This is a genomic window from Gimesia chilikensis, assembly GCF_007744075.1.
In the GTDB taxonomy this organism is placed as follows: Bacteria; Planctomycetota; Planctomycetia; order Planctomycetales; family Planctomycetaceae; genus Gimesia; species Gimesia chilikensis_A.
Window position 1 is genome coordinate 7,912,982 of sequence record NZ_CP036266.1, and the last position, 25,995, is coordinate 7,938,976.

Below are 25,995 nucleotides of genomic sequence, written 5' to 3' on the forward strand. Positions count from 1 at the left end.
CAACTGAAGAAGTTTAGCTTAGTTTAATTTTTGGATCTATCGAATCACTGATCCTACCAGTGTTGTCATGTAGTGTAGCTGAAACTAGTTCATTAATCTTTTTCACATGAGTTTGAATTATGGATATAGACTCTAAAATATTTTCATCTAATTTTGTTGAAGCCCATAGCTTATCTAGTTGAGTTCGTCTATTGAGCCTTGTTGTTAAACCTTCCATTGATGTTTGAGTGTAATCAAACATCTCTAGCTGTCGTTGCCATGGTACATCACGTTTTGACGTATGATTTGTAAAACTACGCCACAATGCATACGCAATTGATATATTAGCATATGATTCCATGATTCTTAAGTACCGAAATAGATCAAGGCGAATAACTCTTTCCGCATCTTCAATTATTTGATCTGCAATAGTTGGAGTGCCAAATGGGGCCTGATCAAGTCCGATGTAGGGCAAGTTCATATTTCCGGAGGGTATTATTTCCTTCTTTAAATAGAGCTGCACAATAGTATTTAGCTTTGCATAAATGCTCACCTCGATAAGTTTTATTCGAATTTCATAATACCATGTAGTCCACCACACATTCTTCCTATTTGACTTTAACATCGCACTAGCTCTGTCCAATGTTTGCCAGCCATCTTCTACACATAACATTGAACTCCGAAACGTTTCAGATGGCACTGAGTTTATGCAACATTCTTTTCTCAGTTTATTAAAATTTGGAACTTTTTGTTTTATTATTTCACTAATTATACTCGTGCGATATTGTCCTAATGCAGATGATTCAGCTTTTTCAAAAGGAGGTTTTTGTTGAATATTATTTTGCCCTTGTAATAAATATTCATCTTGAAATACAAATACTGCTTCGTGAGTTAGAACCTCGGCCCGATGAAGTTCAATAATCGCTTGCTCCATTGATCCAGATGGATGTTTGGTATGTGCCAAGGCTGCTTCTGCTTCATTAAGACGACGATGAGCCTTTCGATAATCTCTCTTGAAGGCCACAGCTAATCCTTCCTGAGTAAGTAGACGCTGGCGATCATCGTACCATTTAGGAGAATGACCAGTCGTAAATATTTCGAATGAACTATCAGATGACACTCCTCTGAGACCTACATACTTTTGCATAACTTGTGCAATTTCATATGCACGTGAGGCACGATGAAAACAAGACCTCGCTTCTTTTTTCATCTTATTTTGATCAGACTTTTTTCTTTTGCGTCTGCTTAGCATGTGAAATAAGTGGCCTTGCGCTAGAGCAAGCTGCTGTTCTCTTTGGAGTGTCTTGACTAAAAATCGAAGTGTTGATGAATCATCTTTAGTTGCATCTCCATTTATGAACTGGTTGATCCACTCATCCAGTATTTTAATTTTTGAATCTTTATAAAGCGTAGAAATTGATACTAATAGTTTAGTTGGAAATTTTATCCTACTATAGATTATTTCAAAGCATCGTATTGAAAAAGCATATGAGCGAATCGCTATACCCAAGGTAGCAAGTTCGTTCCACGAGGAAATCCATTCAGATAATCTTTCGTAATTCTCATTATTATTTCCATGTGGATATAAGATACGTAAATAAAATAGCGATCTTTTTGCATGCTCTGTATTATTCATCTCCTTTTCAAGACTTGAAACTGTTTCTACAAAAGTATCTGGAGAGTGATATCGTGCATATTGAGCAATCCTGAGTTGATAATGTCTCTTTATTGCAATAGTGTTTTCCCCAACTTCCCGGGCTAGGTCACGATTCATTTTTAGTGACAGTTCCCATATAGCAAGCATCAATTCTCTAGCATGTTTTTTTTCGACAGGGGAAAATTGTGATGTTTTAAAATAATTTAACAATTTCGTTAAATGAAAATATCGCAATAAATACAGTTCGTGACATATCCCCTTCGAAAATCCCCACGAAAGAATGGCTGGCCTCGCAATTTCTAAAACTCTGATAATATCGCCAATACAAATCAAAATTGAATTCAAGTTCTTTTTATGATCTGGTCTCACCTTATTTTCTTTATCAATTCGAGCCAATGCTTCATTTACTCGATGGTAAATAATTTCAAATGCTGTCATTGGATCATTAGACGATGCTAATAATCTGTGATACCACTCCGACAAACCATTATGTATCGATGGTAAATCTTTTTTCAGAAAACTATTTTTCTCAATTAGTTTATATCGCAGATAATTCCGAACATCAGAATGAATCCAAACAAATCCACCTTTCTTTCGTCTTACTACATGTTCATTTTCTAGGTCATCTAACCAATCATCAGCCATTTTACTCCATACTTCTGTAGGATGTTGTGTCTCATGAAATGGCCATGACCATACAATTGAAGCATACCTCATTCGATTTACTAAACATAAACAGAATAGAAATCTTTTTTTACCGGGTGTGTCTGCCCACAATATTGCTTTTCGAGCTATGCTTTTAAAATCACGATGCGAAATATCACTTTTGGGAATAACGTCATTGATTATATTTTCAATTTTTATTATTCGTTCAATATGGATTAACTGATGATGTTGACTTGCGTCATTTCCATTACTGAATTCAGAGATACGATTTGTAAGTTCTAAAAATGGACCATCGTAGCAGAGAAGGATTACTGTTACATTTTTACATTCATGCCCGCATACTCTGGATAGTAATTGCCAGAATGCTTGGCCATTAGCTGTATATTCTGCATAAGTATGATTGATCTCGATTTGGTCTAGCCAGCCATTTGGTGACAGCTTCGAATTATCTATGTTGACACTTCCAGCACCACTGCGTGCATTAAGAAATATGAGCCATTGACGATTTGGATTATTTGTGAGTCGTGCAATTTCATTTATTTGAGCATTTGCGATTCGTCGACTATCGGAAGAGTCACTATCTAGTAGAACCGGTATCCATTCACTGATACCGGCCTTCCGTGATATAGTATGTAGTATTATTTCAAAAAGTGCATTGCAATCACGTATCTCATCAAGGTCAATCCAAACAGCTTGTCGACGAGTATCTATTTGTTGGGCAAATACTTCAGAAGCTGCGGAAATTGCCCCAAAAAAACGGCCTTGTTGTCCATGCAGAAGAACAAATCTGAGCAACTCTCCCTCATGTTCGTTACTGAAACAATTATCAATACTTCGCTCTAGTTCCTTCTGTAGTGCTTCTTGCAACTTCTCACTATGAATTTTGTTTTTAGGAATTGGCAATGTGAATTCAGGTGGAACCGGCACCCTCGGAGGTGATGGAAATATACAACCTCTGGGTGGCAACCCTCTGGTTAGTCGTTGAAATAATTCAAGGAATAATAGCCCCGGGTATTGATGGTTTATTACCGCATATGACGGCGTTTTAGTGCGTGAAGTAGAATGTGAAAAAAGCTCTGCTAATTGTGCTTCAGTTTCTGGAACAGTTTTTTTGCGTCCACAAACCCAGAAGATCTTAAACCCTTCAAGAACTTCAGCTGCGATTGAAATCATTGAAAGAATACGTTTATCGCTAATCGAACTACCAACAATGAGAAGATATCTCGCTGCTGGAATTGATGACTGTGACTTTTTACGATTGCGAGTAACATCTTTCCAAGCCTCTGAGGTGATGTGTCGATCTGCTAAATACGAACAAAAATGTCTTAAGTCATCATCTGTAGGTGGCTGGTCAAGAGAATAATCTGCTCTTAATCCATATCTGCCCCCGTGAAGTTTAACTAAGCTGTTTTGCCCCTGCATGTCCCGGTATGAAGGAAGCCCGCTTTCTACGTGGACATCAAATACGGTAAAATCATTGAAAGTCTGATCAAATGCAAGTTCTACAAGCTCATCAAAGTTTGTTGTTAAAGCAGTCCTTATGCGAAGTGGGCCTGTTAATAAAGCTAACATATAGTGGCCAAGAGTTGGTTTTTTTTGAGACACAACATGTAAAAAAAATGTATCTACAATGTCCAAATCTGGCTCTCGAAGTGTGAGTTGATATGACCGGTTACCTTCAATCCGTAAGCGAGATAAAAATATCAGTGCAGATCGCCATTCTGCTGTTGCTCCGTACCCTTCCTGTAATTCTTTAAGTTCCGCATATTTTTTTCCTTCAAGCTTATCTTTGAGGATAAGCTTCTCTTGGATAATTGCTCGATCTAAAGCGGCCTTGATTCGCATTGACCAATTCGCTGTCTCTTCTCCATCACCTTTGTGTATTACAAAGGGAGGCCAGTCATCTCGTCCCGGAAGCCATCTATACGCCCTCTGACTTTCAATTGCAGCAATATCAACTTCTTCAGTCCCGGAATTTGAAGATGCAATCACTCCCGGTAGATTTATACCAAATGCCATTGCAATGCACTTTTGTAGATATCCATGCAGTTCTGTTATGATGGGTATTCCTGATGGTGCAGAAAGGCCGGCACCAAGAAGTGGCACGCAGCCATAACCTTCTTTCCGGGCATTGTTTATTTGATCTAAGAAATATTGTTCAGGAGATTTTGCTGTCTTGTCTTTGGCCACTTATTCCTCCCAAGTTATTACAGTAGACATGCCTGCAAGGTGTGTACGCATCCACACATTCTGTTGTTTGGGCCAGTCACTCTCAAGAACAAAATATCTATTTCACTGCATATTTATTATATTCTCCATTTTGAAGGTCTCGTTCTGGTATTATTGAGTTTTAAGATAACGAAATCAGACAATACATGACTTCAAAACAATATGTCATTTGACTTTACCAATCACATTCTCAGGATCAAAGTTTTTAAGAACCATTAATTTCAATTCACCATTTCCGTTCTCAGGCTCACCTGCGAAGAACAATTCATTCGTCGCTTCGACATAGCGAGGAAATATTCCACGCTCCGTAATCTCTTCGATATTCAAAACACTTGCAGAGTGAAATCATCCATCTGTATCTCTACCAGAGTGAATAATGATGTTTGATCCTTTCGAAATATCTCGCCCAGTGCAAAATAAATATTGCCCATCTCGTGAGATGAAAGGGAACTTCATCTTGCCAATCGGAGTCTGTTGCAAAAGCTGCGGCTTACTCCAGTTTGAAGATTTTGTCTTTCTGGTCATAAATTGAATTTGTGGACCGACTCCTTTACTCATACTGACGCAGTAAAGCGTCAAGCCGTCAGTTGAGAGACAAGGCCCGGCCAGAAACCCATCTTTGAGAACAGCAGTAGTGATTCTCGTTGGTCGTTTGAAATCACCGTAGACTCCAAGAGCAAACGGGCGGTCGTGTCCACGCCATCCCGTTGTGAGTTTCCGAGAGATGGTATATTATAAACACCATCAGAAGTGCTGGTTTTTCTGCAACCGAGAAAGAGTAGTACAAAGGACTTTTTAGAGGACAGCTTCATGTCTGAGCAACTGGTTCCAATCTTTCGAGTGACTGATGCCCGTGCCACCGCCAAGTGGTATGAACGCCTCGGCTTTGAGCTTGAAGGGGAACATCAATTCGCCCCAAAATTGCCCATCTACGCTTTCTTGAGGCGTGGAGACATCCTGCTTCATCTATCCGAACACAAGGGGGATGCAACTCCCAATTCCCTCGTTTACTTTTATGTGGACGACGTGGATGCAATCGCCAAAGAGTTTGGAGTTGCGGTCACAGAGCAGCCATGGTGCCGGGAAGTATCACTCACCGACCCTGACGGAAACCGACTTCGTGTAGGGCAAAAATAAGAATTCCCGTTTCCTTAAGAAAGCGTCAATCGAGAGGAATGCGGTTCAGTGGGCTTTGAAAAAGTTGGATGAAGATGCCGAATGAATATACCTGATCCAGAACCAGTCGATCCGAAGAAACTTCGTCTCGGTCCAATTCGTAACGAATCATTGCCACCAAATCTGCTCCAACAAATCGAAGCGGTTCACAAAGTAATCGGCTCTTATGTCAGCACGTCGCTCGAACAATTCGAAATCAGCTTCATGCGGGACGCTTCGCCCGAAGTTGAGGTCGCCATATGGTGCAGCATCGCCGCCGCATGGATCACCTACCACGAAAAATATCTCGGCGATGAACTGTTGCCAGACGAAGACGAAAAGAAGTTGCTCGCTGCCTTGCTCTCCATCTCCACCGGCATTGAAGACGTGGAAGCACTCGGAGTGCCTGAAAATGTCGGACGCAAATTATTGGCATGCTACGATGCGCTCGGGGACGACTGAATCCTGATCAACCGTTTGAAGGTATCCCTCGGATCGGCGCACTTTCGACCTTCGACATACTCCAGCATTGAAAGCAGAATGCCGCTCAGCTTGATGCCGACCTCATGGGGCGATATTGAACCGAGGCATCGCCATGCCCGGTATTGGCGAGACCAGAAACTGCCTCCATTTACACGCCACGCATTCGTTCTGGTGGATCTCGTGAAAAATGAGACTCACCCCGCCGTCTTCACCTGTGCTGTGTCGTAAAACACTGTAAACGCAGGCATTTCTTCCCGACACTCTCTCCGCTTGAAGCCCAAACTACGTCGCAAATCAGTTCAAATTCTCATTTGAGCGTTTGCGACAAGCGGCCTCTTCTCGATTCACATGCGAAAACCAATCTGCGCACAACATTTGTAATAGGACACCGGCAAGCGCAGGTTCGGCAAATGCTTCGCCGCTAAAGGAGACCACCACCTCGACACAAAGGACACCGGCAAAAACGTCGTAACCAAACCACTCACAAAAGACGACGCAATGCCAAGCCAAACAGAACTTCGCCAGCAAATCACAAACGAAATTATCAAAACTTTACAACAAGGTATCGCACCTTGGAAACAACCTTGGTCTTCTGCCCCCATGCTGCGGCAGGCTGACAAACGCTATCACAAATACATTCTCCGAACTGACTTATGCGCAAGGAAGTATGCGATTCGAGAGCGATCAGGGAGTTGGCAGGTATCAAGGACTTGAGTCACTCCTCTACGATTTCTGAATTTTTGTGGGCTCATGAAACTAAAAGTGTTAATCTATATGAGGATTCACAACTCTTTAATGGGAGCGAACAATGCCGAATGAATTGATACCAGACGAAATTGACAGTAGAGAGATTCCACCGGGCTTCGTTGACTTCAAGATTGAAGTGAATAAACCCGTAGGATTTTTCCTAGAGATTATCGACACGAAGGCGACGGAATCAGATAAGCGGAGAATATTTCAACCATTTTTTTGCATGACTTTGGGTGATATGACGGGGTTTTCTATAATGTATTCCGATTGGTATGGCACATTGGTAGGAAGTTACCCAAAGTCATTCCGATTGGCGACAGCCGGAATAACAGCTAATGGGAGAACCGAAGCACGTTTCAGTGTTTATAAAGCAGTATCTGGAGACGAAGTGCAATTCCGTGCATTTCAACTCATTCCAAATTGTGAAATACAGATCTCTGTGTTTGACCAGCAATGGAAGACAGCAGCATATGGCTCCATGACGGATACTCTAGCAACAATTAAATTGACGTGGTAAGTGCGAGATATATCCTTGTAGTCGCCACATCGCTTCTCTTGAGAGGCAAGTCTTGCAAATACATTCGGCATTAGTTTTATCAAGACGCCTTGACCAATTCTGAGTCAGATCGACTTTGTGGTGTATCTCAGGCGCAGGCGTCACCGCTTCGCATCTCAGGCATTAAGGATGCTTCTGCAACATTCCTTCCGCCTTCGGACCGATTGCCCACAGTGGCCTTCCACTTGAGATGTTCACTGAGATCGGACATGATCACCGGCTTGCTGATCCAGAACCCCGCCGCCTTCACGTACGTCATGCCGTAAGGCACTACAAATATAGTCATCTTCACTCTACATTTGCCCCCGCCTAAAGCCCCATTTCCGTCCAAGATCGGTTCAGATTCTCATTTGAGAATTTGCGATAAGCGGCCTCTTCTCGATTCTCATGCGAAAACCAATCTGCGCACAACATTTGTAATAGGACACCGGCAAGTAAAGGTTTGCCACCAACATCTCATCACAAGAGAAGAAAACTCTGGAATGAAAGGACACCGGCAACGGCTTCGTAACACTAACCCACTCAACAGTGAAGGAACGACGCAATGCCAAGCCCAAAAGAAATTCGCCAAAATATCTCTCAACAAATCGTAGACGCCTTAAAGTCGGGCAACACGCTCCCGTGGCGTCAGCCGTGGAGCAATGATCTAAATGTTGGACTACCAAGAAATGCTGTGAGCGCAAACCGATACTCGGGAGTGAATCCGATCCTGCTGGAAATCAGCCGGATGCGGCAGGGATTTCAATCAAAGTGGTGGGGCACCTACAAGCAGATCCAGCAACTGGGTGCTAATGTCAAGCGTGGCGAAAAAGGAACAGCAATCACGTTCTACAAAAACATTCCAGTCAAGAATCAAAAGACGACGGCTGGTGAAGAACCTGAAAAAACCGTACCACTTTTACGAACGTACCACGTTTTCAATGTTGAGCAAACTGATGGGCTAGATCATCTACGAATTGGTCACGGTGACAGTACGACCGACATGGAAGATTCCCACGACGAAGCCGATGAGTTAATAGACGCTACTGAAGCTGACATTAGATACGGTGGCAATCGGGCATTCTACTCGCCTACCACAGATCATATCCAATTACCTATGCGAAATCAGTTCCCCGACATGAATGAATTCTACAGCACGGCTACTCACGAACTCGTGCATTGGAGCGGAGCATCGCACCGACTGAATCGTTTTGGCTTGAGTTATGCTTTTGAAGAACTCGTAGCAGAAATCGGTTCATGTTACACATGCTGCGAAGTTGGCGTCCCCGCCAGTGATGATCTCTCGGACGTGACCAGTTATGTGCAAAGTTGGCTCCGAGCGATGGAGAACGATCCCAGCTTCATTTTTAAGGCAGCTTCGCACGCCTCAAAAGCCGCTGACTACCTACTGGACTTCCGCCCGTCGCCGGTTGAAGAACCAGCATTGGTTGTGTGAATCACAACAGGACACCGGCAAGCCATTCGTCCTGATCGGGACAGCCAAGTGGGATCACTGATGGTGATTACGAAGACGCCTAGGCTTTGACGCACGCAAGCAGAACGGAACCGTTGTCTCGGTCTGGCCAGCGAGCGACGGTACTCCACTGCCACTGTAAAGCCTTGAAGTCCCTATCGATCATCAACAGCGATCCGCTTGGTCTCTTTCTCTCTCCCGAAATGGTGAAAGAGGACACCGGCAAGTCCGTAAGACGAAAACAATCTTCTGATGGAGAATAAACATGACAATCCAACTCAACAACATCTGCAATTCACAGCTTGTGCAGGTGAATTATTCCACAGTGCTGCGAGCCATAGAACTCACCGACAGCACCCCTTTCACAATGACGATCCGTAGCCCTCTCGAATGGGCCGCTATTGCTCAATGCGTGAATCAGGGAATTGACAGTCACCTTGAAGCGGTCTGTGAACCACAGGACGTGTTCAATAATGGCCACTGTTCGGTCACACCGCACTCTCTATGCGTCCTGCTGCGAAGAATGGGTGACACAGAGTTCCGAGACACCGACGGCCACAATGCTGACGAAATTAGGGATGCAGCCATGTCGCTCCAGTCCAGCATTTTTACCTTGCTAGGGATAAACGAATACGGCGAGTGCATCGGGCGTGAAGCGATGGGGTTGGAGTAACAGGACACCGGTAAGAGAAGTAACAAGACACAATCAACTTCGCAATGGAGCTTTTGAAAATGAACAACCCTAATGACAACAACGACCAGATTCCATTTTTCCAAAATCCCACGTTTGAAAAACCTATAACCGCTCTTGAAGAGCGACAACAACTTTTGGCGCATCATGTGCGGCTTGTGGCTCGCAAACACAATCATGCTCTCTTCGTTTTTGGTGCCCAAGGTGGACTTGGGAAAAGCCGGACGATTCTCCAAATTTTGGACCAAGAGAATATCGAACCAGTTTTAATAAATAGTCACGTGACGCCGTTAGCATTTTACTCAATTCTTTTTCGCTATCGGAGTGAAGAAGTCATCTTCATGGATGACGTAGATTCAGCTTTTTCCTCCATGGCCCACTTAGGACTGTTGCGAAGTGCGCTTTGGGGATCACCACGAGTCGTAACATACGGTTCGAGCCAGTTGCCGAGCGACCTTCCCTCTTCTTTTGAAACAACAGCAAGATTCATTTTCGCCGCCAACGTCATTCCGAAAAAAAATGATGCTTTCAAGGCAGTCCTCTCCAGATGCGACATTTTTGAGCTTTCTGCGACAAATGAAGAAGTGGTTGATTTGATGAGATCAGTTTCGCAGAAAGGATTCCATCAGCTAACCCCCGAAGATTGTGGCATGGTCATCGACTACATCGCAGAGAACTCCGATGACCGGCAACTCTCTATGCGGTTACTGGGACCGTCGCTTCGCAAGCTGCTTTATGCACGTGGCGAAGGCATCGATTGGCAACCCATGATCAAGAGCCAGTTGAGTACGCTCGGGAGAAAAGATGCGTCTACAAAGCGACTCGATAGCAAAACTAAGGATTTACGGATCTTGCAAAACGCAATTCAGAAACATCCCGACAGCGTGCAAGAGCAGGAGAAGGTATGGAGGCAAGTTACGGGTAAGTCGAGAGCCAGTTTTTATCGTTGTCTCCAGCGTCTCCGTGCTGAACATAATGAGTAGGACACCGGGAAGTGAGTTGTCATAACAATTCAACTCACAACGGAGTCAAAAAAATGAACGAGGTAAAATCATGTGCGGTTTTCAACGGTCACGAACTGAAAGACATCCCCGTAATCAATCCGGGCGACTGGTTTGGCAAGACGTGGTTGCTCGAAATCGGGGGATCTTATTGGCCACTGTTTTTGATTGTAGAAGCAGACACCGTGCAGGACGCCATCGACGAACTCGCAGACAACGAAAAATACGGCCACAACATAACTGTGTCTGATGACGATCTCGCCGATTACGACGCCGAGACCTGCAACTACGGGCCGTCAGGTCAGGTGATCGGCCTCGACCATCTGATGATCTATGGGACTGAAGGAACCGAGACTCCGTTTCCATGCCGGTATTTCGGTGCTGGTCTCCCCAAGGAAGGCATGATGCCGACCAAGTTCTGTCACCGGGATTAAGTCAGTAGGACACCGGCAAGCAAGTCGTCAAACAACAATTCACTCAATCACAGGAGCAACACAATGGACAACTATCACGATCAATTCACCGAAGACCATTTGAACGGCGGCTACGGCGATATCCTCGACGAACTGGCCGCAATTGAATTCGACGATGAGTTTCCGGAGCTTCCAGAACTCGACGAACCGTGGGACGAAATGTTGGCCCAGCAGGAACTCGAAGATTACGAGCAAGCAGATGAATATTTCGGGTTCTATGGTTTTGATGAGGACTGGTAAGGACACCGGGAAAGAAACCAGACGAACAACTTCAATCTGAAAGGAAAAGCATGATAAATCAAAATAGCAAAGCAACCAGTCCAAAATTTAAGTTAGGAACAGTAGTCGCCACTCCGGGTGCATTGGATGCCCTTGAACAAAGTGGCCAGTCACCGAATGAATTTCTCAAACGCCATTTGCAGCTTGAGCAGGGTGATCTCTGTGCCGAAGATCATGAACTCAACACCGAATCTTTGAAGGACGGGAGCAGGATCTTGTCGGCTTACAAGACTTCGAAAGGCGTCAAGATTTGGATCATCACAGAAGCCGAAGATGGTAACGGCCATCGATCAGCAACCACGCTACTCCTGCCGGAAGAATACTAATTGCCCATTTTGGACACCGGCAATTCACGAAGTGTTGACCATCAAAACAGCACTGTATTCCTGTTTTGATAGTCTACGCCCCCACCATCATCGAGAAGAACTCAGCGTAGTCGTCGCCGCCAGCAATCTCACCACACTGCTGTCGCACAGCCACAGCCGCAGACTCATCTTCATCATACGACTCGTCTGCAACACACTTTCCAAAGTGCGCTTCGAGCACTTTGAGCGCAGAGATGAAAACTGTTTGGTTTTGGGCAACTGGGCATAATACCCGATTCTCAACTTCGTGATCGTACACCTGAAGCGTTCCATCGTTCATCAGGCATAGTGCATCCGCCTCGGCCAGTCCGATAAACGTCGCTTCGGCGGGAAGAGCGTAGTATGGGAAGCAATCCGCTGCAGATGCGGATGCTGAGAATTCGATCATGCCAACGACGTGTTTGTTTTGTTGCCAGTCGGCAATCTTCGGGTCGATCTGAGTCATGTTGACATCCGCTTGGAAAGACTTTTGTACAAGTAATGGGATCTGGCGTGGACGATTCTACTTGACCGCAGAAGTCGAATGCAATGAAAGGGCTGAAGAATACTGATTACCCCAAAACAGGACACCGGGAAGCCAGTTGTAAATCAACACAACTCTTCACAGGAGAAACACATGGGATGGCTTTTCAGAAATGGCAGCACACGTCGAGGCTTGATCGAGGAAAGAACCGAGGGGTGGGAGCGGACGAATCCTGACGGCCTCGTCATTACAAGCACCTGTCTTGCTCATTGCTATCGAGGGGCCAGTTTTTCAGGAGTCCTTTGGAGTGTCTGGGAACGCACTTTCAACAAAGAAGGTACTGAATCCAGTCCCAAACAACGCTGGATTCAGTGCGACTTACTGAGATACCAGCGAGATTTTGGATGGGGCTATAAGGACATGGAAGAGTCCAGTGGTCCTTACTTCTTCAGTTGTCCTATCAAATATATCCGCATGGTTCCTATTGAGCAGTACGGCGGCAACGAAGAGTGGCGGGAGCAGGTCGTCCTACATCATCAGCGTGCAGCAGAGAAACGTCGGCAGCGGAGTGCAGCAAAATGCCAGTGATCAGCAAGTAGGACACCGGCAAAACAACTGTGGAAACAACAACACACTCAACTAAAGGAACAAAAATGTCTGATCCAACAGAAACAACTCGCCGTGAGATGGTGACACAGATCAATGCTATTGAAGGAAGTCGGGAATATCTTGAAGCCAAGCACGGCGAAGTGTGGGACACGACCGAGCTTCAGGAGCAATTTGAAGTCACGGGCTTCATGGCACCGTTTGTCGGTGTTCGTCGTCGATGTGACAACGTGCGGGGGAGTGTGATGTTCCAAGCGAGCCCTCGCTATTATTTCGGATTTTCCCCGGAATAGGTCCGTGGATGGTGGGGCTCTCAAGGATGGGAGCTTCACCTTTCGGACACCGGCAAGTATTGAAGAAGGCCATATTCATCATAAAACCAGTGGTAAGAAGCCTTGACCGTTCGTTGAAGGCTTCTTACCACCCCGTGATATTGGGAGAAATCCATTGAAACTCGTGCCTTACTACCGAGTATCCACGACAAAGCAGGCCAAGTCTGGACTTGGACTCGAAGGGCAAGAAGCCACAGTCAGTCAGTTCGCCAACGCCCATGGGGCACAAGTCCTCAAGTCGTATATCGAGGTCGAGACAGGCAAGTGGTCCGAACGACCAGAGTTGGCGAAGGCAGTTTCTCATGCCCGTCGATCCAAAGCCACACTCGTCATCGCCAAGCTCGACCGGCTGGCTCGCAACGTCCACTTCTTGAGTGGTCTCATGGAGGCAGGCGTCAAGTTCCTTGCCTGTGATCAGCCAAGTGCCAACGATCTGACCATTCACATCTTGGCGGCTGTTGCACAGGACGAAGCCCATCGGATCAGCGAGCGTACCAAGGCTGCGCTCAAAGCTTACAAAGCTCGTGGTGGTAAGCTTGGAGCGTCCAGACCTGAATGTCGTAACCTGACTACGGATGCGAGTAGAAGGGGCGCAACAGCAGCAGGTGAAGCCGCACGAAGAGAGGCCGACTCTGCTTACACTGACCTGTATCCAATCATGAGGGAACTTCGAGACAAAGGCGTATCACTGCGAGCCATTGCCAGACACCTCAACGACGACGGATACGAAACTCGCCGTGGCCGATCATGGAATCACGTGCAGGTGCGGTCTGTCTTGAGGCGGTACGAAGTTGGTTGATCGTCAGGATCAGCTTCGGTCTTCAATCCGATGTTGCAAAAAAAGAAATCGAGTTTCTCCAATTCGAAAAGTGGGGAGATTCGACCGGGGTATCCGCCCCACGACCACTACGTCACCACCCTCATTTATTAGAAACCTCGAAACTTTCAAATCGTCTGCGCACGCTGAAAAAATGGCGCAAATTGAATCTCGAAAAAATCGCCGCCGCTGAAAACTCGTTAACTTGATAGCGATTTAATTTATCAGGATTTCCGTTATTCAATTCCTATTTTGCGAATGTGAATAGCAACTCTTCTAACCACCTCAATGTGAGCTTTACTTGATACCTATTGTAAAACTAAAACTGCTGGTAGTGTTCCATCGAAGACTGTTACAGGCTCAAGAGCGGCTTTCTTTGGGACTCTAAAATGCCAACCCAATGATCTACAGATTAACCAGATTCCAGATTGGAATTAAATCAGACACCATTCAAAGTAGCAAATTTGATCATGTATCTTGTTGCATACTGCTCAACGCTACGGGGCTTTTGTTGCTGGCTCAATCACCTTTAACTCATCATTCAACTTCACCCATTTTGTACCAACAATCTTGCCATCGTGTCCGTTGCCGGATAAGTCTTTGAGAACATCGCCGCTGCCTTCATCAAAGTGATACAAGGCCATTGTGTTTTTGTCGTTTTCAAAGCGTTTGGTAGGGGTGAAATCTTCGGTGTACCGGGCGATGTTGGAAATACGAACTTCGTCGATGGTGCCTTTGAAGAAGCCGCCACCTTTTCTATGACAACCGATGTGAAAAGACTCACTGGGATAGAATTCTTTTAACATTATTTCATCGTCGGTTTCAGAAAATGAATCATCAGCGTTTCTTTTCGTAAGAGTTGCTTTCAATGTTTTCCCATTCAGGAACAGCTTGAATCGCTTTCCATCAAAGCAGACTGCAACGTGAAATCCTTCTGATTGAAGTGGTATGTATTCTGTAGTTAGAAAATAGGTTTGATCAGGATTTCTGGATTTGGCGTGTAACGTATATACTGATAATTTCGCTCTCCCTGCTACCAATTTGACGTTTAGATTAAGGGGTACTTTCGACAGCCCAAGCGGGGAAGCCATCCATTTAGATTTCGTGGCTTGCGGGATAATAAATGCTTCCAGCGTCAACGGATGGTTTCCATCATACTTCAGCGTGTCTACAGCAATGTAACTCGACTTCCCATCAAACTCCAACGCATAGTTACTATCTTTGGAAGGCGGTATTTTCTCAGTCATTGCCGACGGCATCAAGCGGACCTTGATCGTCTCTTTGCCACCCGCTTTCACCGTAAACTGCTTTGTAAATGTTTCGAATCCGCCTTTGGTCACTTGTAATGTATGTGTCTTTTCATCAGCCACCACTTCAATCGGTTCTTTACCTTCACCCGTCTTGATGGTGATTTTCTTTTGCTCATCGACAGAAACCACAGCACCCGCCAATTCGGGCTGGTCGACTTCCAGAACGATGGTCCCTGAGGGGGTGTCTATTTTGAAGATGATTCCAGCTATTAAAACGAGCGAAGCCAGCACCACGCCCGCAATAATTCCACCCCGTTTTCCGATGGACTGCTTTCGCTTTGATAACGGTTGATAGCTGGTGCCGCCCAGTGTGTTGTTCAAAAAACCAGAAGTGAGGCTCTCATTTTGAGTATCGGTCAACGGTTTTTCTGCCGTCATGACATCCGCAGACATGACAATTGTCGGACTGGATGCGACCTTTTGTGATTGCAGAAACTTGTGTAACTCTGAATCTGACGGTTCTGTCGAAACAGTCGAGGAAGACTTCATCTGAATACAATTTTCAATTGCGACGATGACTTCACTCATCGATTGAAATCGGTCTTCAGGCTTCTTGGCAACCATCTTCTGAAACACGGCATCGATATCTTGAGAAATGAGGATGTGTTTGCCTGTCAGTGAAGGAATAGGATCATTCTGGTGTGCCATGATCCGATTGACCATGGTACTGCCTCGGTAAACCGATTCGCCTGTGAGCAGGTAATACAGCGAACACCCCAAGCTGTATATGTCGGAACGGGCATCGGCTGTGTGCGTGTCCTTGGCCTGTTCGGGAGCCATGTAATCGACGGTGCCCATCACTGAGCCATCTTGTGTTAGCTGTGTGGCTGGAATTTCGTGGGCTTCGTCTTCGATCCGTGCCAGCCCCATGTCCAGTATTTTGATAGTGCCTTTTTTGTCCAGCAACAAATTGGCGGGTTTAATGTCTCGATGAATCACTCCTTCTTCATGGGCATATTCCAAACCCTTTGCCGCTTGCAGAATATAATCGACGGCAACATCAACCTTAAGCACACCCTGTTTTTTCACAACGGCTGACAGATCAATGCCTTCCACATACTCCATCACAAAGTAATGGACACCATTGGCTTCATCGGCATCATGGGCAGTCACGATATTTGGATGGGTCAGCTTTGCGGCTGCTTTGACCTCACGGTGGAAGCGTTGGATCGATTGTGTATCTTTGGTCATCGCAGCTGGCAGAGTTTTGAGAGCCACCCGCCTTTCCATACGACGGTGTTCAGCCAGATAGACATCACCCATCCCACCCGCACCGATTTTATCCAGAATGAGATAGTTCCCCAGCAGCAGTTGTTTTCCTTTGCCCTGATAAACGAACTGTGCTTGAAGCTTGGTGACTTTTTTGTGTTTGACCAGCAGTTTCCCCAAGTCTTCGGCAGACTCCGCAGCAGGAGATTGCGACTTTTGAAAGACAGCGATATCCACAGCGGAGATAACACCGCTTTCCTCAAGCTGAGATACAAATTGTTCCAGACTAAGCGACATAAACTCTGGCCAACTAGAGAATTTAGAAGGTATTCAAATAGGCTAAGTACTGTAACCACAAACAGTATTCAATACAAGAAATTATAGCCATTCTCCGTATCCAACCAGTCTGATAAAAGAACGGTGTCAGTCGTTTTAAGCACCGGTCAGAGAATATGTTGCATTTCCAAGCATAAATACCTACATGAATAAAAACCACAACATAATCGAACTTCTTCGCACTTTCGCCCATCGGACTGATCCCGACCGGGTATTCGACGCCGAGCAAGCACTTCAGCCTTTCGGTGACGAGATAGTCCCCGCTCTTACCAAATCTCTCAACGATCCTGACCCCGACCTTCGCATTCTCGCTCTAAAAATACTTGAACACATCGACCAAAATACCGAACCTGCACTTCCAGCTATGATCGAGGCACTCGAAGACGATCACAGAACTGTAAAAATCGCCGCCCTCACACCTGTGGCGTCATTCGGTGCAAAGGCGATTGATGCCGTTCCAATTCTGGAGAAGTGGATTGGAAGCGATGACGAGTTCAGTCATGTGTCGGCAGCGGGGCACATTTTGATGATTGATCCCACAAGATCTAAAGAACTCTTATCGGTTCTGCTAAAGGCTTTGGAATCTGACGATATAGGAATTCGTTGCCAGACGGCTTGGCTGCTCGGACAACTCGGAGAATTGGAAAGAGATGTTGTGCCTGCATTGGAGCGAATGCTGGACGATGAAAACTCGTCTGTTCGCAGTGTCGCAGCAGATGCGATTCTGGATATTACGGACAACGACATAACTCATGTGACGATTTGAAACTAAACGAGCTTCAGTGAATTATCTTGCAATTGGGAAGTGCTCGTTTCAGCTTCTGGATGCCCGCTTCGGATATGGACGTGTTATTGATCTGGAGTACCGTCAATTTCTTCATGTCTGTCAAGTGAGGTACTCCACTGTCCCCGATGTCTTTATTGCCGTTAATGCGGAGACCCTTAATTTTTTTGAGTCCCGTGAGATGGCGTAAGCCATCACTCGTAATTCGTGTGCGCCCAATGGCCAGATAAGACAGATTCGAGGGCTTGGCAAGAGCTTTGAGTCCGTCATCCGTCAGGTTCGTCTTGTATAGGTTCAATGATTGCAAGGACTGAAGTGTTCCAATGGCAGCGAGATGGGATTCGGTAATTGAAACCCCCGTCAGGTCCAGATTGATAATTTCGCCTTTGGCGTTTACCTTCTCCGACTTTACAATATTTCGAAGCGATTCAAGGTCCACGAGTGGTTTGGAAGTTGTCGATGCTGTGATTTTCTCTTTGTCCAAAGTGATCGTAATGGGTCGCTTGGCCAGATGGTGCGGCTGGTTCGGTGCTCTGGTTCCCCATCGTGGCGTGTAAGCGTATAACAGACAGCCAGATGCTTGATTGGCAGTCGCTCGGGTGATCAGCAGATGGGGATGTCCCACATATTTTCTTCCCTGATAAGGAACCGGATGGCCTGTCACCAATGATTTAGGTTCTGTCCAGTTGATTCCATCATCAGAGAAGCAGAAGTAAATTCCCCCCTTTTCGGCTAGCTGTTTCTCTTGGTCCGAATAGACCATGACATTGCAGACCATCACATACTTATTCAACTCCCGAATGTACGTCACGTGGGGGGCGTAGACATCGCAAGGAAATGAGGCAGGGGGGAACACCACTGGGCTTTCCATTCCACCACGTCCCTTTTCAGTAAATCCGCCGTTGTGGAATTTATACCAGCTTCCGGGCCTGCCACCGGCTGCAATCTTGCTCCTAGCCATGCCAATTTTTGCAGGTTTGCTGCCCTGTTTTCGAGTCAAATCTGTGAAATAGGCATATAAATATGTGTTGGATGAGTCGGTAATGACACAAACATCCCCAATTCCTTGGTGATCATGAGTAACATCGGGTTTCTTAACACTTGGGATCAGTATCTGGCCTGACTTCATAAAGACGTTGCTGTCGGCATTCAACACTGCCATTCCGATTGACCAATAAGCTCCCTGTATATCTTTGTTGTAGGAGACCTTGGGCATGCCGACATGATCTTCGGCGTGATAGAAGGCAAGAAGTCGCTTCCCTTTATTGTCATACACAGTGGAAGTAATTCCGGTATAACCGTTGTCAAATTCTGTTTTTGTGCCGGGGACGAGAACCTTCTTGATTGGAATAGCATTGTCCAAGGTACTACCTTGCATCAAATATGTTGAATTGCCAGCAACCATGAGGTACTGAAATGGATTTTTCTTGATCACGCTAATTGGCTCATCGGGAAAGTAGTTCAGTCCTCTATAACCGGCTGGAAAGACAATTTGGCGATCTCCTACGGTCACAGTAGGCTCTACTGCCTCGGATATGGAAAGTGGAAGGAAAATCAGAAGAAGCAAGATCTTATTTTTATGAATTGTCATCATTTCATTTTTCTTTCTTGGGCCTAGACTTATTTCCGATTCCTTGCCGGTGGCCTAATGAGCGACGGTTCATTGTGATCGAGGTTTTTTTTGACTTATATTCATTGGAAGTGGTGGCGGTTCTCCTTTTGATCGAATCGTTTTTGGAATTGGTGGAGGGCTAGTTTTTGATTTATGCTTCGTTGAAGAAAATGATTTTGGCAGAGCAGGAGGAAGTTGTTTCGGACGATTCTTTCTTGGTTGAGAATGGGGAGGTGTTGTTGATGGAGACGATACTGGTTCACTCTCATCAACTATAATGATCTCTAAATCGTCTGTTTCTTGAGTCTGCGGTGTAATAAATGAATTTGATTGAGTTCCCGATAATTGAACTTGAATCCAAGAGAATAACATCGAGCTTCCCTTGATGATCAGAGGAAGTACAAATGCAATTAAAGAGATTACTCCGGCTACAATCATGAAAAATACTTCGGCGTTCTCTTTCTTTTCATTCTGTTGATGCCCCTCTCCCTGACTCTTGCATTGAAGGCTACAATAAGTGCCAGCAAAAGCATCGATATGGCTGGTAGGGAAATGGTCTGTTGGATAATCAAAATAACGCCCACAATAGCTACATGTGCTCACGGCTTTCCCTTTGCTAAATTACGCTGATGTTTTTATTGGTATCCGTATCGATTTCATTATGGTCTTTCAATTCGGATCGCTCGATTTCCGTAATTCAAGGAACCCTCTTCACACAGAAATGTGACTTCAAGTTTGGAAAATAGATCTGCATTTGGAAGATCGTCGAGGGAATTGAACTCTGCCAAAGAATCTACAGAAGACGGCGCAACGTTAATCATCACGTCAAGCTTATTGGTCCCGACAAAAGCATAGAACGCAATCGATCCACCTGATCGGAGAAAACCACTAGGCATCGTCAGTATCGTTCTAATGACCTTGCCTTTATACTTCTTTGTGTTATCAATGAAGTCCAATATCTCTGAATCGCTCAATGTCGTTACTTGCGATGCCGTCTCTTGTGGCACCACGCTACCTATATCCGATCCCGCCGAATCAATGAAATCACTCATCATCTTTTCCATCAGACTTACTCTCATAATTTCATTCTGAACAATTCCGTTAAACTCAAGAGCGGTAAATTCAAAGCGATCATCAACGACAAGAAACTGGAGCAATGCTTTCACGGGCTTCGCCTGATACGTCATTCCTCCAGTGATATTGACGAAGTGATTGCCGTCTTCACTTTCGCTAACCGACCATTCGGGGTCAGATAGAAACTCGTCGATGGCATTCCCAAGGCTGATGCCCGGATAAGCGTCGAGTTTTCCATATCGGACTGTGAGAATTTCTGCCGGTGTACCAAGCAACGTAGGGAGCACGGCAAACACAAGCAGAAAGCATAAACACGCCGACGCAAAGCCAATGGGCTTGCCCCAAGAACGTCTTTGATAGTCATTTCCAAAACGCTCTTTGATATAATTTATTTGAGGCTGTGCCGAAAATATTGACCATGCTGCAAGAACTCCAAGTCCTACAAAACGAAATATTTTCAGCGTGAAATCATCATCAGGTGTAATCAGCCCAAGAAAGATGAATCCAAATATTGAATAAAACCATATCATCGATTTCTTTGATTTTTCATGCTCTCCCAATGACTTCCAATTTTGAGCCATCAAAAATCCACCAAAGCCCCACGTAAAAAGCAAACTCCATAATCGAATGGCAGTTGGATTCCAAAGAGCAGGTGCCGTATCCATTTTGGCCGTATTCGTTGAGCCGGGGACCGGTGGTGGCGTTGGCGAATCTGGCTTCGTAGGGAACAATCCCTTTACAATACTCGCAGGCTTCCACTCGTTTTTTCCTTCTGTCCACACCAAATCGGTTGGCTGAAGTTCACCAACATTGGCAAGGTGTTTCAACTGCTTGGATGTGATTGGGCCTTGCCTTTCACCGTCTTTCGTGTAGTACCATTCTTGCGGCATTGTGCTCTCCCAGAATTTGTGCGACGAACTTGTTTTGTCGTCTTGCCGGTGTCCTTTAGCCCCAGCCATCAGCGCATAAAAAAAGAGAGCACCGAACCGAGGTCGCTCTCCACACGCCCGCCAAGGCGCACAATCGAACAACACAAAGCCGGTGCTCCCATTTCAAGGAACATCCGTCCGAGTGCTGCTTCGATTGTTCAAGAGTCTTTTGACTCAGGTTGGCGATTTGTGGAGAAGCAGTATCTGACGTTACACGTCATTAAATTGTCAGTTTGGCCATTACAGGCCGTTAAATAATTCTCCTTTAGTTTTCTTTTAATAGCTTCGGCAGACTGTCGAAGCATCCGTGTATCAATATACAGTGAGGAACCAGCGCCATCCACAGTTATTGAATGAAAATATGGGATGGTATTGGTTTTTGAGTCAATTAGAGTTTACAGTTTCGAGTCAATTTCCCCAACGTTCGTAGTAGGCTGATTCGTCTCCGTCCTCTCCGTAGTTGCAATTCCAACACACGCCGAAATTGGTTTGTTGCCTTGCGCCACATACAGGGCACTGAAACCGCCAGTGAGCAGGCGGCACAAAGCCTTCGTATATCGGCTCCTCAAATCCACCATCCTTGATCAATTCGCTGTCGTGATTGTAAATAGTTGTGTCCCAAAACGGATGCCATCCTGCTTTGCGTAAGGCGCAGTAGTTCGGGTCCGCATAGGGGTAAATTAAATGGTGGGCGATGGTATGAGCAACCCATTGCCAGAATAATATGACCCAGAGCGTGGCGTGTGAAATCATGTACCAAAAAAAATAACCAGCCCCAAATAAGAGTAAGAAAGACCAAACCACGCAATAGGTCAATGCCATATTTCGCATGATAATCGAGATTGCCGACCGAGGAGCACGTCCGCAGTCTTTCCAAGCCAGAACGAGGAAGGCGACCACTGATATCATCAAGAGCGTGGAGAATCGCATTTGCTCGTGCATCGGTCCCATGTGAGTTTCATGGAAGAAGTACGCCACCCACAGCGGCGAGATGAGGAACAGTCTGGCAACCAGCATTTTGATCTCCTTTTAATAGAGTTAATAGAGCGGTAAACTTTGTTGGAGTTGCCGGTGTCCTTATTATCCAGATGAAGTTGGTTCGCTTGAGGGCTTTTATGTAAATCCTTACGGCGAGGAATAATTTCCAGAATTGCAGTCAAGGAGAAGATAGATGACGAGTGAATCCTCTTACATGCCCCAACAATCACCCATCAATCTCATTCAAGCATCGACGATCCGAGTGCAGCTTCCAGCAGAATACCTTGAAATCAAGTACCCCAACGAGCCGCTCTCTGGTCACTTTGATCATGATTTCTATTTTGATGATCCGCCAGAAACTCGCTTCGAAGGCATGTCGGCATGTCTGGAACGTATCCACATTCATTCACGGAGCGAACATCTGGTGGACGGACAAGATTTTGATTTCGAAATCCACTTCGTCCACCCGCTTCCCGTAAAGATTCCCGAAACGGGAGAGCAGCGTTACTTGGTGCTGGGAGTGTTCTTCAAAGAAAATGCGGCGAGCAAAACGTCGAAATCAATTCGTATCTTGAACGATTATTTCAAGGCTAACCCCGAAAGCATATCTAAAGACTCTAGGGGTGATGATCCTCCACCGCAGGCTAGCATCAATCCTTGTGAATTTCTGCCCTCTGATTGCAGTCGATTCTTCAGATACGAAGGATCACTTACGACGCCTCATAAGGATAGCACGTCAAATCCTGAGATCGTGAGTTGGGTCGTTTTTACCGAACTCGTCGAAGTGAATCCTGAAGACGTAGCCGACTTAAAACAGTCTGCTCAAGATACCGCCCGTAAACCGCAGGAGATTTATAGAAGGTTCATACTACGAAACTTTGAGTAATAGAACCTGCTTTTGGCTGGACAGTGTGCCGTTGTCACCGTGAAGGTGAGAAGTTGATGACAACGGCACCGAGAACAGTATTGTGGAAGTATCGCAGGAGATAGGGTGATTGTTGGATGCACAGGGCTTTCAGCCCACTTTTAACAAATCTGCTCCCTCAAATGACTCATCGATTAGGAATGAACTATTTGGCACCATCAGTGAAGCGGGCCTGGTGGGAGGGGGCTCCACTCCCGCGCCGGGTGAAATCAGCTTGGCGCATAACGGTCTACTGTTATATATCTAACATATACTGGATGAATTTAACTATTGCAGCCTTGAATTTGTAGGGTTTGATTTTTTATCTCAACTGCTGACCCTTAACATTTCCTTCTGTGGATTCTGAGAGTCATATCCAACACCACTAAGGTTGGACTTATTTCATTTCGCTTATGTTCGTAGTCCGAGCAGATATAAGTCCCATGAATTTAGTCTACCGATGAATGTGATCCACCAAGCTAGAATTTCAACTCTACTGAGTGGATTGTGATCTCACTCGCCTGTAATATAAGTACAGTGCTTCGTCTAAAGTCGAAGCCAATTGATTCAAAACAAAAGGAGAATTTGACGGCCTTTAAAGGCCTTGCTGACAACTTGATAAAACGTGCGAACGTTTAGCATTTACTTTGCCCAAATACCGCCATTTAGGGGCTTTTAGCCTCAACAGATCAGAAGTAGTGCAGGACTTCGCTCCCGTTGCGAGACGGGGGCGTCGGGCCTTGTGCTACCCTGATCGGCCCTTGGCGGGGCTTGGGCAGGTGGTCTTGGATTCCGGCGTCCTCTTTTTTTATCGCTACTGACACCCGGAAGCATATGCTGAGCCGAATTTATCGCACAGCAAATTTCTTCACAAAGGGTTATATCAGATGGCAAAACATACTCTCCAACAGTGCACGATTTTCAACCCGATTCTTTCCCTGCTCCTCCTGCTCTCACTTCACAAACTCAAAGCAGAAGACATTACTCCGGCCACATTCACCTCTCAACAACATTCAGTTGTTGATGAAGGCAACCGCACGCTCACAGTACATACCCAAGATGGTGGCATCTCATGCGATGTAGTCATCCCTCATTCCTTTAGCGAATGACACCCGCACACAACGGTGTTGACCAACGCATCTTGTCTGATTTCAAGTTTTCACTCACTCACTCACTGAAAAAAGAGCTGACAAATGAGTAACTACGACCTTGTGCAACGCGACAAAGAGTATCAAAAAGAAATTCGTCGCAGGAAGTTGACCGACGCGGCCAAGATCGGCTTGTTGGTCAATCAGAACATCCAGCAATTTCAAACAAACCAGCTACTGGAGCAACTCCAATATCAAGCGTGTCACACAAACCAGTTCCTCAATCAAATTTCAGGAACTCTCGATCAAATTGCAAAGGCTCAAGCCACTCATCTGGAGCAGGTACAACGAGAGCGTTCTCTCAAGGAAATTTTGTTTCAGTTCGAGAAGTACCTCAAAGAAACTGAGGCTTATGGTGATCCAGTCGCGGCAGCATTTGGGATGAATCGTCTACTTCAAATCATTGATCGTCCGGGGAATGGTTTCTCTACGGCTGATCTGTCTGACCTGAATGACAAACGTCATTTTGACGCAATGATGACGAAAGCTAAAGCGATTCTCACACAACTTCCTCCAGATCAATTTCAAGAGCTCCAAAACTTCGAATACTTAGTTGGCGTCTATCATCAGCGTAAAGCAAGAGGATTTGATCCTGTCAGAGATGTTCCATTGAAAGAACGTCTCAATCTCCCCAAAACGTATAGAACGCCACCAAAACCAAGTGCTAATAATGTCACGAAATTAGGTGATGGCAAATCCGTTGCCAAAGCTGGGTGTGGCGGCCTACTTGTTTTATTCAATCTTCCTCTTTTGCTCGGATCTATCGTCTCTCTGACAAGTAATGAACCAATGCCGTTCAACGTGATAATCATCTCCCTAGCAATCACTGCTGCTGGAATCGCATTGCTCTGGCAATTCATCCAAGGGCTGGAAGTAAATAAGCAGCAGAAACGAGAGATGCAAAACCAACAACAGATGGAATTGAAGCAATGGGAAGCTCAAAGAAATAAAGAGCAAATTAAACTCAACAATACCAACAAGAAAATAGATGCTGAGAATTCAGATATCGAGAAGAAGCGTCAGCAGGCAGCAAGAATATACCAAGCGACAATGGACGATATGCGAAATTTGATAAATGGATTTCTGATGAAGCATCCCATGATAGAGAAGTACGTCGCACGTGTGTGATCAGATCTAGTTGTCACATTTCGATCTAATGGATCAATGAGATTGACACCTATGTCGTCTTTGGAAGGATAGTATGAAATGAGCGGCCAACCACGAACATCAAAGACAACAATAATTGCTCGTATTCTTGCACTTGGAGCGTCACTCGGGACTACTCTTTTCTATATTCTCGGGGCATTAGGTGTAAGTGCGGCTATTGGCCCGATCTGGATCGGTGGAATTATTGCTGTTAGTTTTTGGGTTCTAGTGATGTGGGGAATCATAAGATTATTGGGCTGGGCAATGTCAGGACATGATCCAGACTACCAGCAATATATCTCTGAGGGTGGAGATCCTTATTTCGACGGTCTACCTCCGCCCTTTAATATGGACTCAGTGACTCAACGAGTGGGAGGGCTCAGTGAGCCTATCACCGACTTTGTGCCGCCGGAGGACTGGCAGTACCAATGTATGCAGTGTGGTGCTCGTGTCGAACATGAAATTGACACCTGTTGGAACTGCGGAAACGGAAATGATATTGAGCAGTGTCATGGATGTGGAATGTTGGTGAAAGAACCCAGCTTTGGTGCGTTCAAAACGACAGGTGTTATTTGTCCTCAGTGTAATTGTTTAATTAGAACATAAACCT

At 45.4% G+C, this 25,995-nt stretch carries 26 protein-coding genes and 1 pseudogene; 19 read left to right on the top strand and 8 right to left on the bottom strand.

Annotated elements, in window-relative coordinates; genetic code table 11:
* Positions 1-13: 13 nt before the first annotated feature.
* Both HG66A1_RS30110 and HG66A1_RS32285 read right to left on the bottom strand, forming a co-directional pair.
* Positions 14-4,492 carry a hypothetical protein gene (locus tag HG66A1_RS30110; RefSeq protein ID WP_145193007.1) on the bottom strand — a complete coding sequence of 1,493 codons (4,479 nt, stop codon included), beginning with the start codon at positions 4,490-4,492 and terminating at the stop codon, positions 14-16.
* A 204-nt stretch (positions 4,493-4,696) separates the two neighbouring features.
* Positions 4,697-4,858: a hypothetical protein gene (locus HG66A1_RS32285; protein ID WP_197996880.1), complete on the bottom strand. Its 162-nt coding sequence runs from the start codon at positions 4,856-4,858 to the stop codon at positions 4,697-4,699.
* A gap of 483 nt (positions 4,859-5,341) precedes the next feature.
* Here HG66A1_RS32285 and HG66A1_RS30115 point away from each other — a divergent pair, with 483 nt between their 5' ends.
* The 10 genes from HG66A1_RS30115 to HG66A1_RS30165 all read left to right on the top strand — a co-directional run bounded on the left by HG66A1_RS30115 (position 5,342) and on the right by HG66A1_RS30165 (position 11,698).
* Positions 5,342-5,668 carry a bleomycin resistance protein gene (locus HG66A1_RS30115; protein ID WP_145193010.1) on the top strand — a complete coding sequence of 109 codons (327 nt, stop codon included), beginning with the start codon at positions 5,342-5,344 and terminating at the stop codon, positions 5,666-5,668.
* Positions 5,669-5,749: 81 nt separating this feature from the next.
* Positions 5,750-6,148 carry a hypothetical protein gene (locus HG66A1_RS30120; protein ID WP_145193012.1) on the top strand — a complete coding sequence of 133 codons (399 nt, stop codon included), beginning with the start codon at positions 5,750-5,752 and terminating at the stop codon, positions 6,146-6,148.
* Between the two features lie 519 nt (positions 6,149-6,667).
* Positions 6,668-6,883 carry an ArdC family protein gene (locus HG66A1_RS32960; RefSeq protein ID WP_145193014.1) on the top strand — a complete coding sequence of 72 codons (216 nt, stop codon included), beginning with the start codon at positions 6,668-6,670 and terminating at the stop codon, positions 6,881-6,883.
* A gap of 94 nt (positions 6,884-6,977) precedes the next feature.
* Positions 6,978-7,436: a hypothetical protein gene (locus tag HG66A1_RS30130; RefSeq protein ID WP_145193016.1), complete on the top strand. Its 459-nt coding sequence runs from the start codon at positions 6,978-6,980 to the stop codon at positions 7,434-7,436.
* Between the two features lie 583 nt (positions 7,437-8,019).
* Positions 8,020-8,910, top strand: coding sequence for an ArdC family protein (locus HG66A1_RS30140; protein WP_145193018.1), 891 nt, complete (start codon positions 8,020-8,022; stop codon positions 8,908-8,910).
* Between the two features lie 283 nt (positions 8,911-9,193).
* Positions 9,194-9,601: a hypothetical protein gene (locus HG66A1_RS30145; RefSeq protein WP_145193020.1), complete on the top strand. Its 408-nt coding sequence runs from the start codon at positions 9,194-9,196 to the stop codon at positions 9,599-9,601.
* A 59-nt stretch (positions 9,602-9,660) separates the two neighbouring features.
* Positions 9,661-10,602, top strand: coding sequence for a hypothetical protein (locus tag HG66A1_RS30150; protein ID WP_145193022.1), 942 nt, complete (start codon positions 9,661-9,663; stop codon positions 10,600-10,602).
* A 53-nt stretch (positions 10,603-10,655) separates the two neighbouring features.
* Positions 10,656-11,054: a hypothetical protein gene (locus HG66A1_RS30155; protein ID WP_145193024.1), complete on the top strand. Its 399-nt coding sequence runs from the start codon at positions 10,656-10,658 to the stop codon at positions 11,052-11,054.
* A 63-nt stretch (positions 11,055-11,117) separates the two neighbouring features.
* On the top strand, positions 11,118-11,333 hold the full coding sequence (locus tag HG66A1_RS30160) for a hypothetical protein (RefSeq protein ID WP_145193025.1): 216 nt from the start codon (positions 11,118-11,120) through the stop codon (positions 11,331-11,333).
* Between the two features lie 50 nt (positions 11,334-11,383).
* Complete coding sequence (locus HG66A1_RS30165) at positions 11,384-11,698, top strand: hypothetical protein (protein ID WP_145193027.1); 315 nt, start codon at positions 11,384-11,386, stop codon at positions 11,696-11,698.
* 73 nt (positions 11,699-11,771) lie between these two features.
* Here the strand turns inward: HG66A1_RS30165 and HG66A1_RS30170 are convergent, their stop codons facing one another.
* On the bottom strand, positions 11,772-12,182 hold the full coding sequence (locus HG66A1_RS30170) for a hypothetical protein (RefSeq protein WP_145193030.1): 411 nt from the start codon (positions 12,180-12,182) through the stop codon (positions 11,772-11,774).
* Positions 12,183-12,353: 171 nt separating this feature from the next.
* Between HG66A1_RS30170 and HG66A1_RS30175 the strand changes: the two genes are divergently transcribed.
* From HG66A1_RS30175 to HG66A1_RS30185, 3 genes are all read left to right on the top strand, one after another.
* Complete coding sequence (locus HG66A1_RS30175) at positions 12,354-12,788, top strand: hypothetical protein (protein ID WP_145193032.1); 435 nt, start codon at positions 12,354-12,356, stop codon at positions 12,786-12,788.
* Between the two features lie 65 nt (positions 12,789-12,853).
* Entirely contained in the window at positions 12,854-13,099 is a 246-nt protein-coding gene (locus tag HG66A1_RS30180; protein ID WP_145193034.1) for a hypothetical protein, read from the top strand.
* Positions 13,100-13,262: 163 nt separating this feature from the next.
* Positions 13,263-13,937: a recombinase family protein gene (locus HG66A1_RS30185; RefSeq protein ID WP_197996881.1), complete on the top strand. Its 675-nt coding sequence runs from the start codon at positions 13,263-13,265 to the stop codon at positions 13,935-13,937.
* Between the two features lie 515 nt (positions 13,938-14,452).
* On the opposite strand, the gene HG66A1_RS30190 is transcribed toward HG66A1_RS30185, so the two are convergent.
* A complete protein-coding gene (locus tag HG66A1_RS30190; RefSeq protein WP_145193038.1) occupies positions 14,453-16,771 on the bottom strand; it encodes a protein kinase domain-containing protein in 2,319 nt (772 codons plus the stop codon).
* A 184-nt stretch (positions 16,772-16,955) separates the two neighbouring features.
* Between HG66A1_RS30190 and HG66A1_RS30195 the strand changes: the two genes are divergently transcribed.
* Positions 16,956-17,576 carry a HEAT repeat domain-containing protein gene (locus tag HG66A1_RS30195; RefSeq protein WP_145193040.1) on the top strand — a complete coding sequence of 207 codons (621 nt, stop codon included), beginning with the start codon at positions 16,956-16,958 and terminating at the stop codon, positions 17,574-17,576.
* A 13-nt stretch (positions 17,577-17,589) separates the two neighbouring features.
* Here HG66A1_RS30195 and HG66A1_RS30200 read toward each other — a convergent pair whose 3' ends face one another.
* The 4 genes from HG66A1_RS30200 to HG66A1_RS30215 form a co-directional block, all read right to left on the bottom strand.
* A complete protein-coding gene (locus tag HG66A1_RS30200; RefSeq protein WP_145193042.1) occupies positions 17,590-19,188 on the bottom strand; it encodes a hypothetical protein in 1,599 nt (532 codons plus the stop codon).
* A 66-nt stretch (positions 19,189-19,254) separates the two neighbouring features.
* Positions 19,255-19,809, bottom strand: a complete 555-nt coding sequence (locus tag HG66A1_RS30205; RefSeq protein ID WP_145193044.1) for a hypothetical protein — start codon at positions 19,807-19,809, stop codon at positions 19,255-19,257.
* A 56-nt stretch (positions 19,810-19,865) separates the two neighbouring features.
* Positions 19,866-21,170, bottom strand: a complete 1,305-nt coding sequence (locus tag HG66A1_RS30210) for a DUF4339 domain-containing protein (protein ID WP_197996882.1) — start codon at positions 21,168-21,170, stop codon at positions 19,866-19,868.
* Positions 21,171-21,617: 447 nt separating this feature from the next.
* Positions 21,618-22,226, bottom strand: a complete 609-nt coding sequence (locus HG66A1_RS30215) for a hypothetical protein (protein ID WP_145193048.1) — start codon at positions 22,224-22,226, stop codon at positions 21,618-21,620.
* Between the two features lie 154 nt (positions 22,227-22,380).
* Here HG66A1_RS30215 and HG66A1_RS30220 point away from each other — a divergent pair, with 154 nt between their 5' ends.
* From HG66A1_RS30220 to HG66A1_RS30240, 5 genes and pseudogenes are all read left to right on the top strand, one after another.
* A complete protein-coding gene (locus HG66A1_RS30220; RefSeq protein ID WP_145193051.1) occupies positions 22,381-23,073 on the top strand; it encodes a carbonic anhydrase family protein in 693 nt (230 codons plus the stop codon).
* A 193-nt stretch (positions 23,074-23,266) separates the two neighbouring features.
* Positions 23,267-23,347: pseudogene (locus HG66A1_RS32965) on the top strand (ATP-binding protein); the annotation flags it as partial.
* Positions 23,348-23,978: 631 nt separating this feature from the next.
* The gene (locus HG66A1_RS30230; protein WP_145193053.1) at positions 23,979-24,200 is read left to right on the top strand and encodes a hypothetical protein; all 222 of its coding nucleotides are present in this window, start codon (positions 23,979-23,981) and stop codon (positions 24,198-24,200) included.
* Positions 24,201-24,284: 84 nt separating this feature from the next.
* Entirely contained in the window at positions 24,285-25,367 is a 1,083-nt protein-coding gene (locus tag HG66A1_RS30235; protein WP_145193055.1) for a hypothetical protein, read from the top strand.
* 78 nt (positions 25,368-25,445) lie between these two features.
* Positions 25,446-25,991 (top strand): hypothetical protein, encoded by a 546-nt coding sequence (locus tag HG66A1_RS30240; RefSeq protein WP_145193057.1) that lies wholly within the window; start codon positions 25,446-25,448, stop codon positions 25,989-25,991.
* Positions 25,992-25,995: the final 4 nt, after the last annotated feature.

Excerpts from the sequence above, each read along its gene's own strand:
- HG66A1_RS30115 (WP_145193010.1), top strand. The coding sequence starts at position 5,342 with ATGTCTGAGCAACTGGTTCCAATCTTTCGAGTGACTGATGCCCGTGCC.
- HG66A1_RS30120 (WP_145193012.1), top strand. The coding sequence starts at position 5,750 with ATGAATATACCTGATCCAGAACCAGTCGATCCGAAGAAACTTCGTCTC.
- HG66A1_RS32960 (WP_145193014.1), top strand. The coding sequence starts at position 6,668 with ATGCCAAGCCAAACAGAACTTCGCCAGCAAATCACAAACGAAATTATC.
- HG66A1_RS30130 (WP_145193016.1), top strand. The coding sequence starts at position 6,978 with ATGCCGAATGAATTGATACCAGACGAAATTGACAGTAGAGAGATTCCA.
- HG66A1_RS30140 (WP_145193018.1), top strand. The coding sequence starts at position 8,020 with ATGCCAAGCCCAAAAGAAATTCGCCAAAATATCTCTCAACAAATCGTA.
- HG66A1_RS30145 (WP_145193020.1), top strand. The coding sequence starts at position 9,194 with ATGACAATCCAACTCAACAACATCTGCAATTCACAGCTTGTGCAGGTG.
- HG66A1_RS30150 (WP_145193022.1), top strand. The coding sequence starts at position 9,661 with ATGAACAACCCTAATGACAACAACGACCAGATTCCATTTTTCCAAAAT.
- HG66A1_RS30155 (WP_145193024.1), top strand. The coding sequence starts at position 10,656 with ATGAACGAGGTAAAATCATGTGCGGTTTTCAACGGTCACGAACTGAAA.
- HG66A1_RS30160 (WP_145193025.1), top strand. The coding sequence starts at position 11,118 with ATGGACAACTATCACGATCAATTCACCGAAGACCATTTGAACGGCGGC.
- HG66A1_RS30165 (WP_145193027.1), top strand. The coding sequence starts at position 11,384 with ATGATAAATCAAAATAGCAAAGCAACCAGTCCAAAATTTAAGTTAGGA.
- HG66A1_RS30170 (WP_145193030.1), bottom strand. The coding sequence starts at position 12,182 with ATGACTCAGATCGACCCGAAGATTGCCGACTGGCAACAAAACAAACAC.
- HG66A1_RS30175 (WP_145193032.1), top strand. The coding sequence starts at position 12,354 with ATGGGATGGCTTTTCAGAAATGGCAGCACACGTCGAGGCTTGATCGAG.
- HG66A1_RS30180 (WP_145193034.1), top strand. The coding sequence starts at position 12,854 with ATGTCTGATCCAACAGAAACAACTCGCCGTGAGATGGTGACACAGATC.
- HG66A1_RS30190 (WP_145193038.1), bottom strand. The coding sequence starts at position 16,771 with ATGTCGCTTAGTCTGGAACAATTTGTATCTCAGCTTGAGGAAAGCGGT.
- HG66A1_RS30195 (WP_145193040.1), top strand. The coding sequence starts at position 16,956 with ATGAATAAAAACCACAACATAATCGAACTTCTTCGCACTTTCGCCCAT.
- HG66A1_RS30200 (WP_145193042.1), bottom strand. The coding sequence starts at position 19,188 with ATGATGACAATTCATAAAAATAAGATCTTGCTTCTTCTGATTTTCCTT.
- HG66A1_RS30210 (WP_197996882.1), bottom strand. The coding sequence starts at position 21,170 with ATGCCGCAAGAATGGTACTACACGAAAGACGGTGAAAGGCAAGGCCCA.
- HG66A1_RS30215 (WP_145193048.1), bottom strand. The coding sequence starts at position 22,226 with ATGCTGGTTGCCAGACTGTTCCTCATCTCGCCGCTGTGGGTGGCGTAC.
- HG66A1_RS30220 (WP_145193051.1), top strand. The coding sequence starts at position 22,381 with ATGACGAGTGAATCCTCTTACATGCCCCAACAATCACCCATCAATCTC.
- HG66A1_RS30230 (WP_145193053.1), top strand. The coding sequence starts at position 23,979 with ATGGCAAAACATACTCTCCAACAGTGCACGATTTTCAACCCGATTCTT.
- HG66A1_RS30235 (WP_145193055.1), top strand. The coding sequence starts at position 24,285 with ATGAGTAACTACGACCTTGTGCAACGCGACAAAGAGTATCAAAAAGAA.
- HG66A1_RS30240 (WP_145193057.1), top strand. The coding sequence starts at position 25,446 with ATGAGCGGCCAACCACGAACATCAAAGACAACAATAATTGCTCGTATT.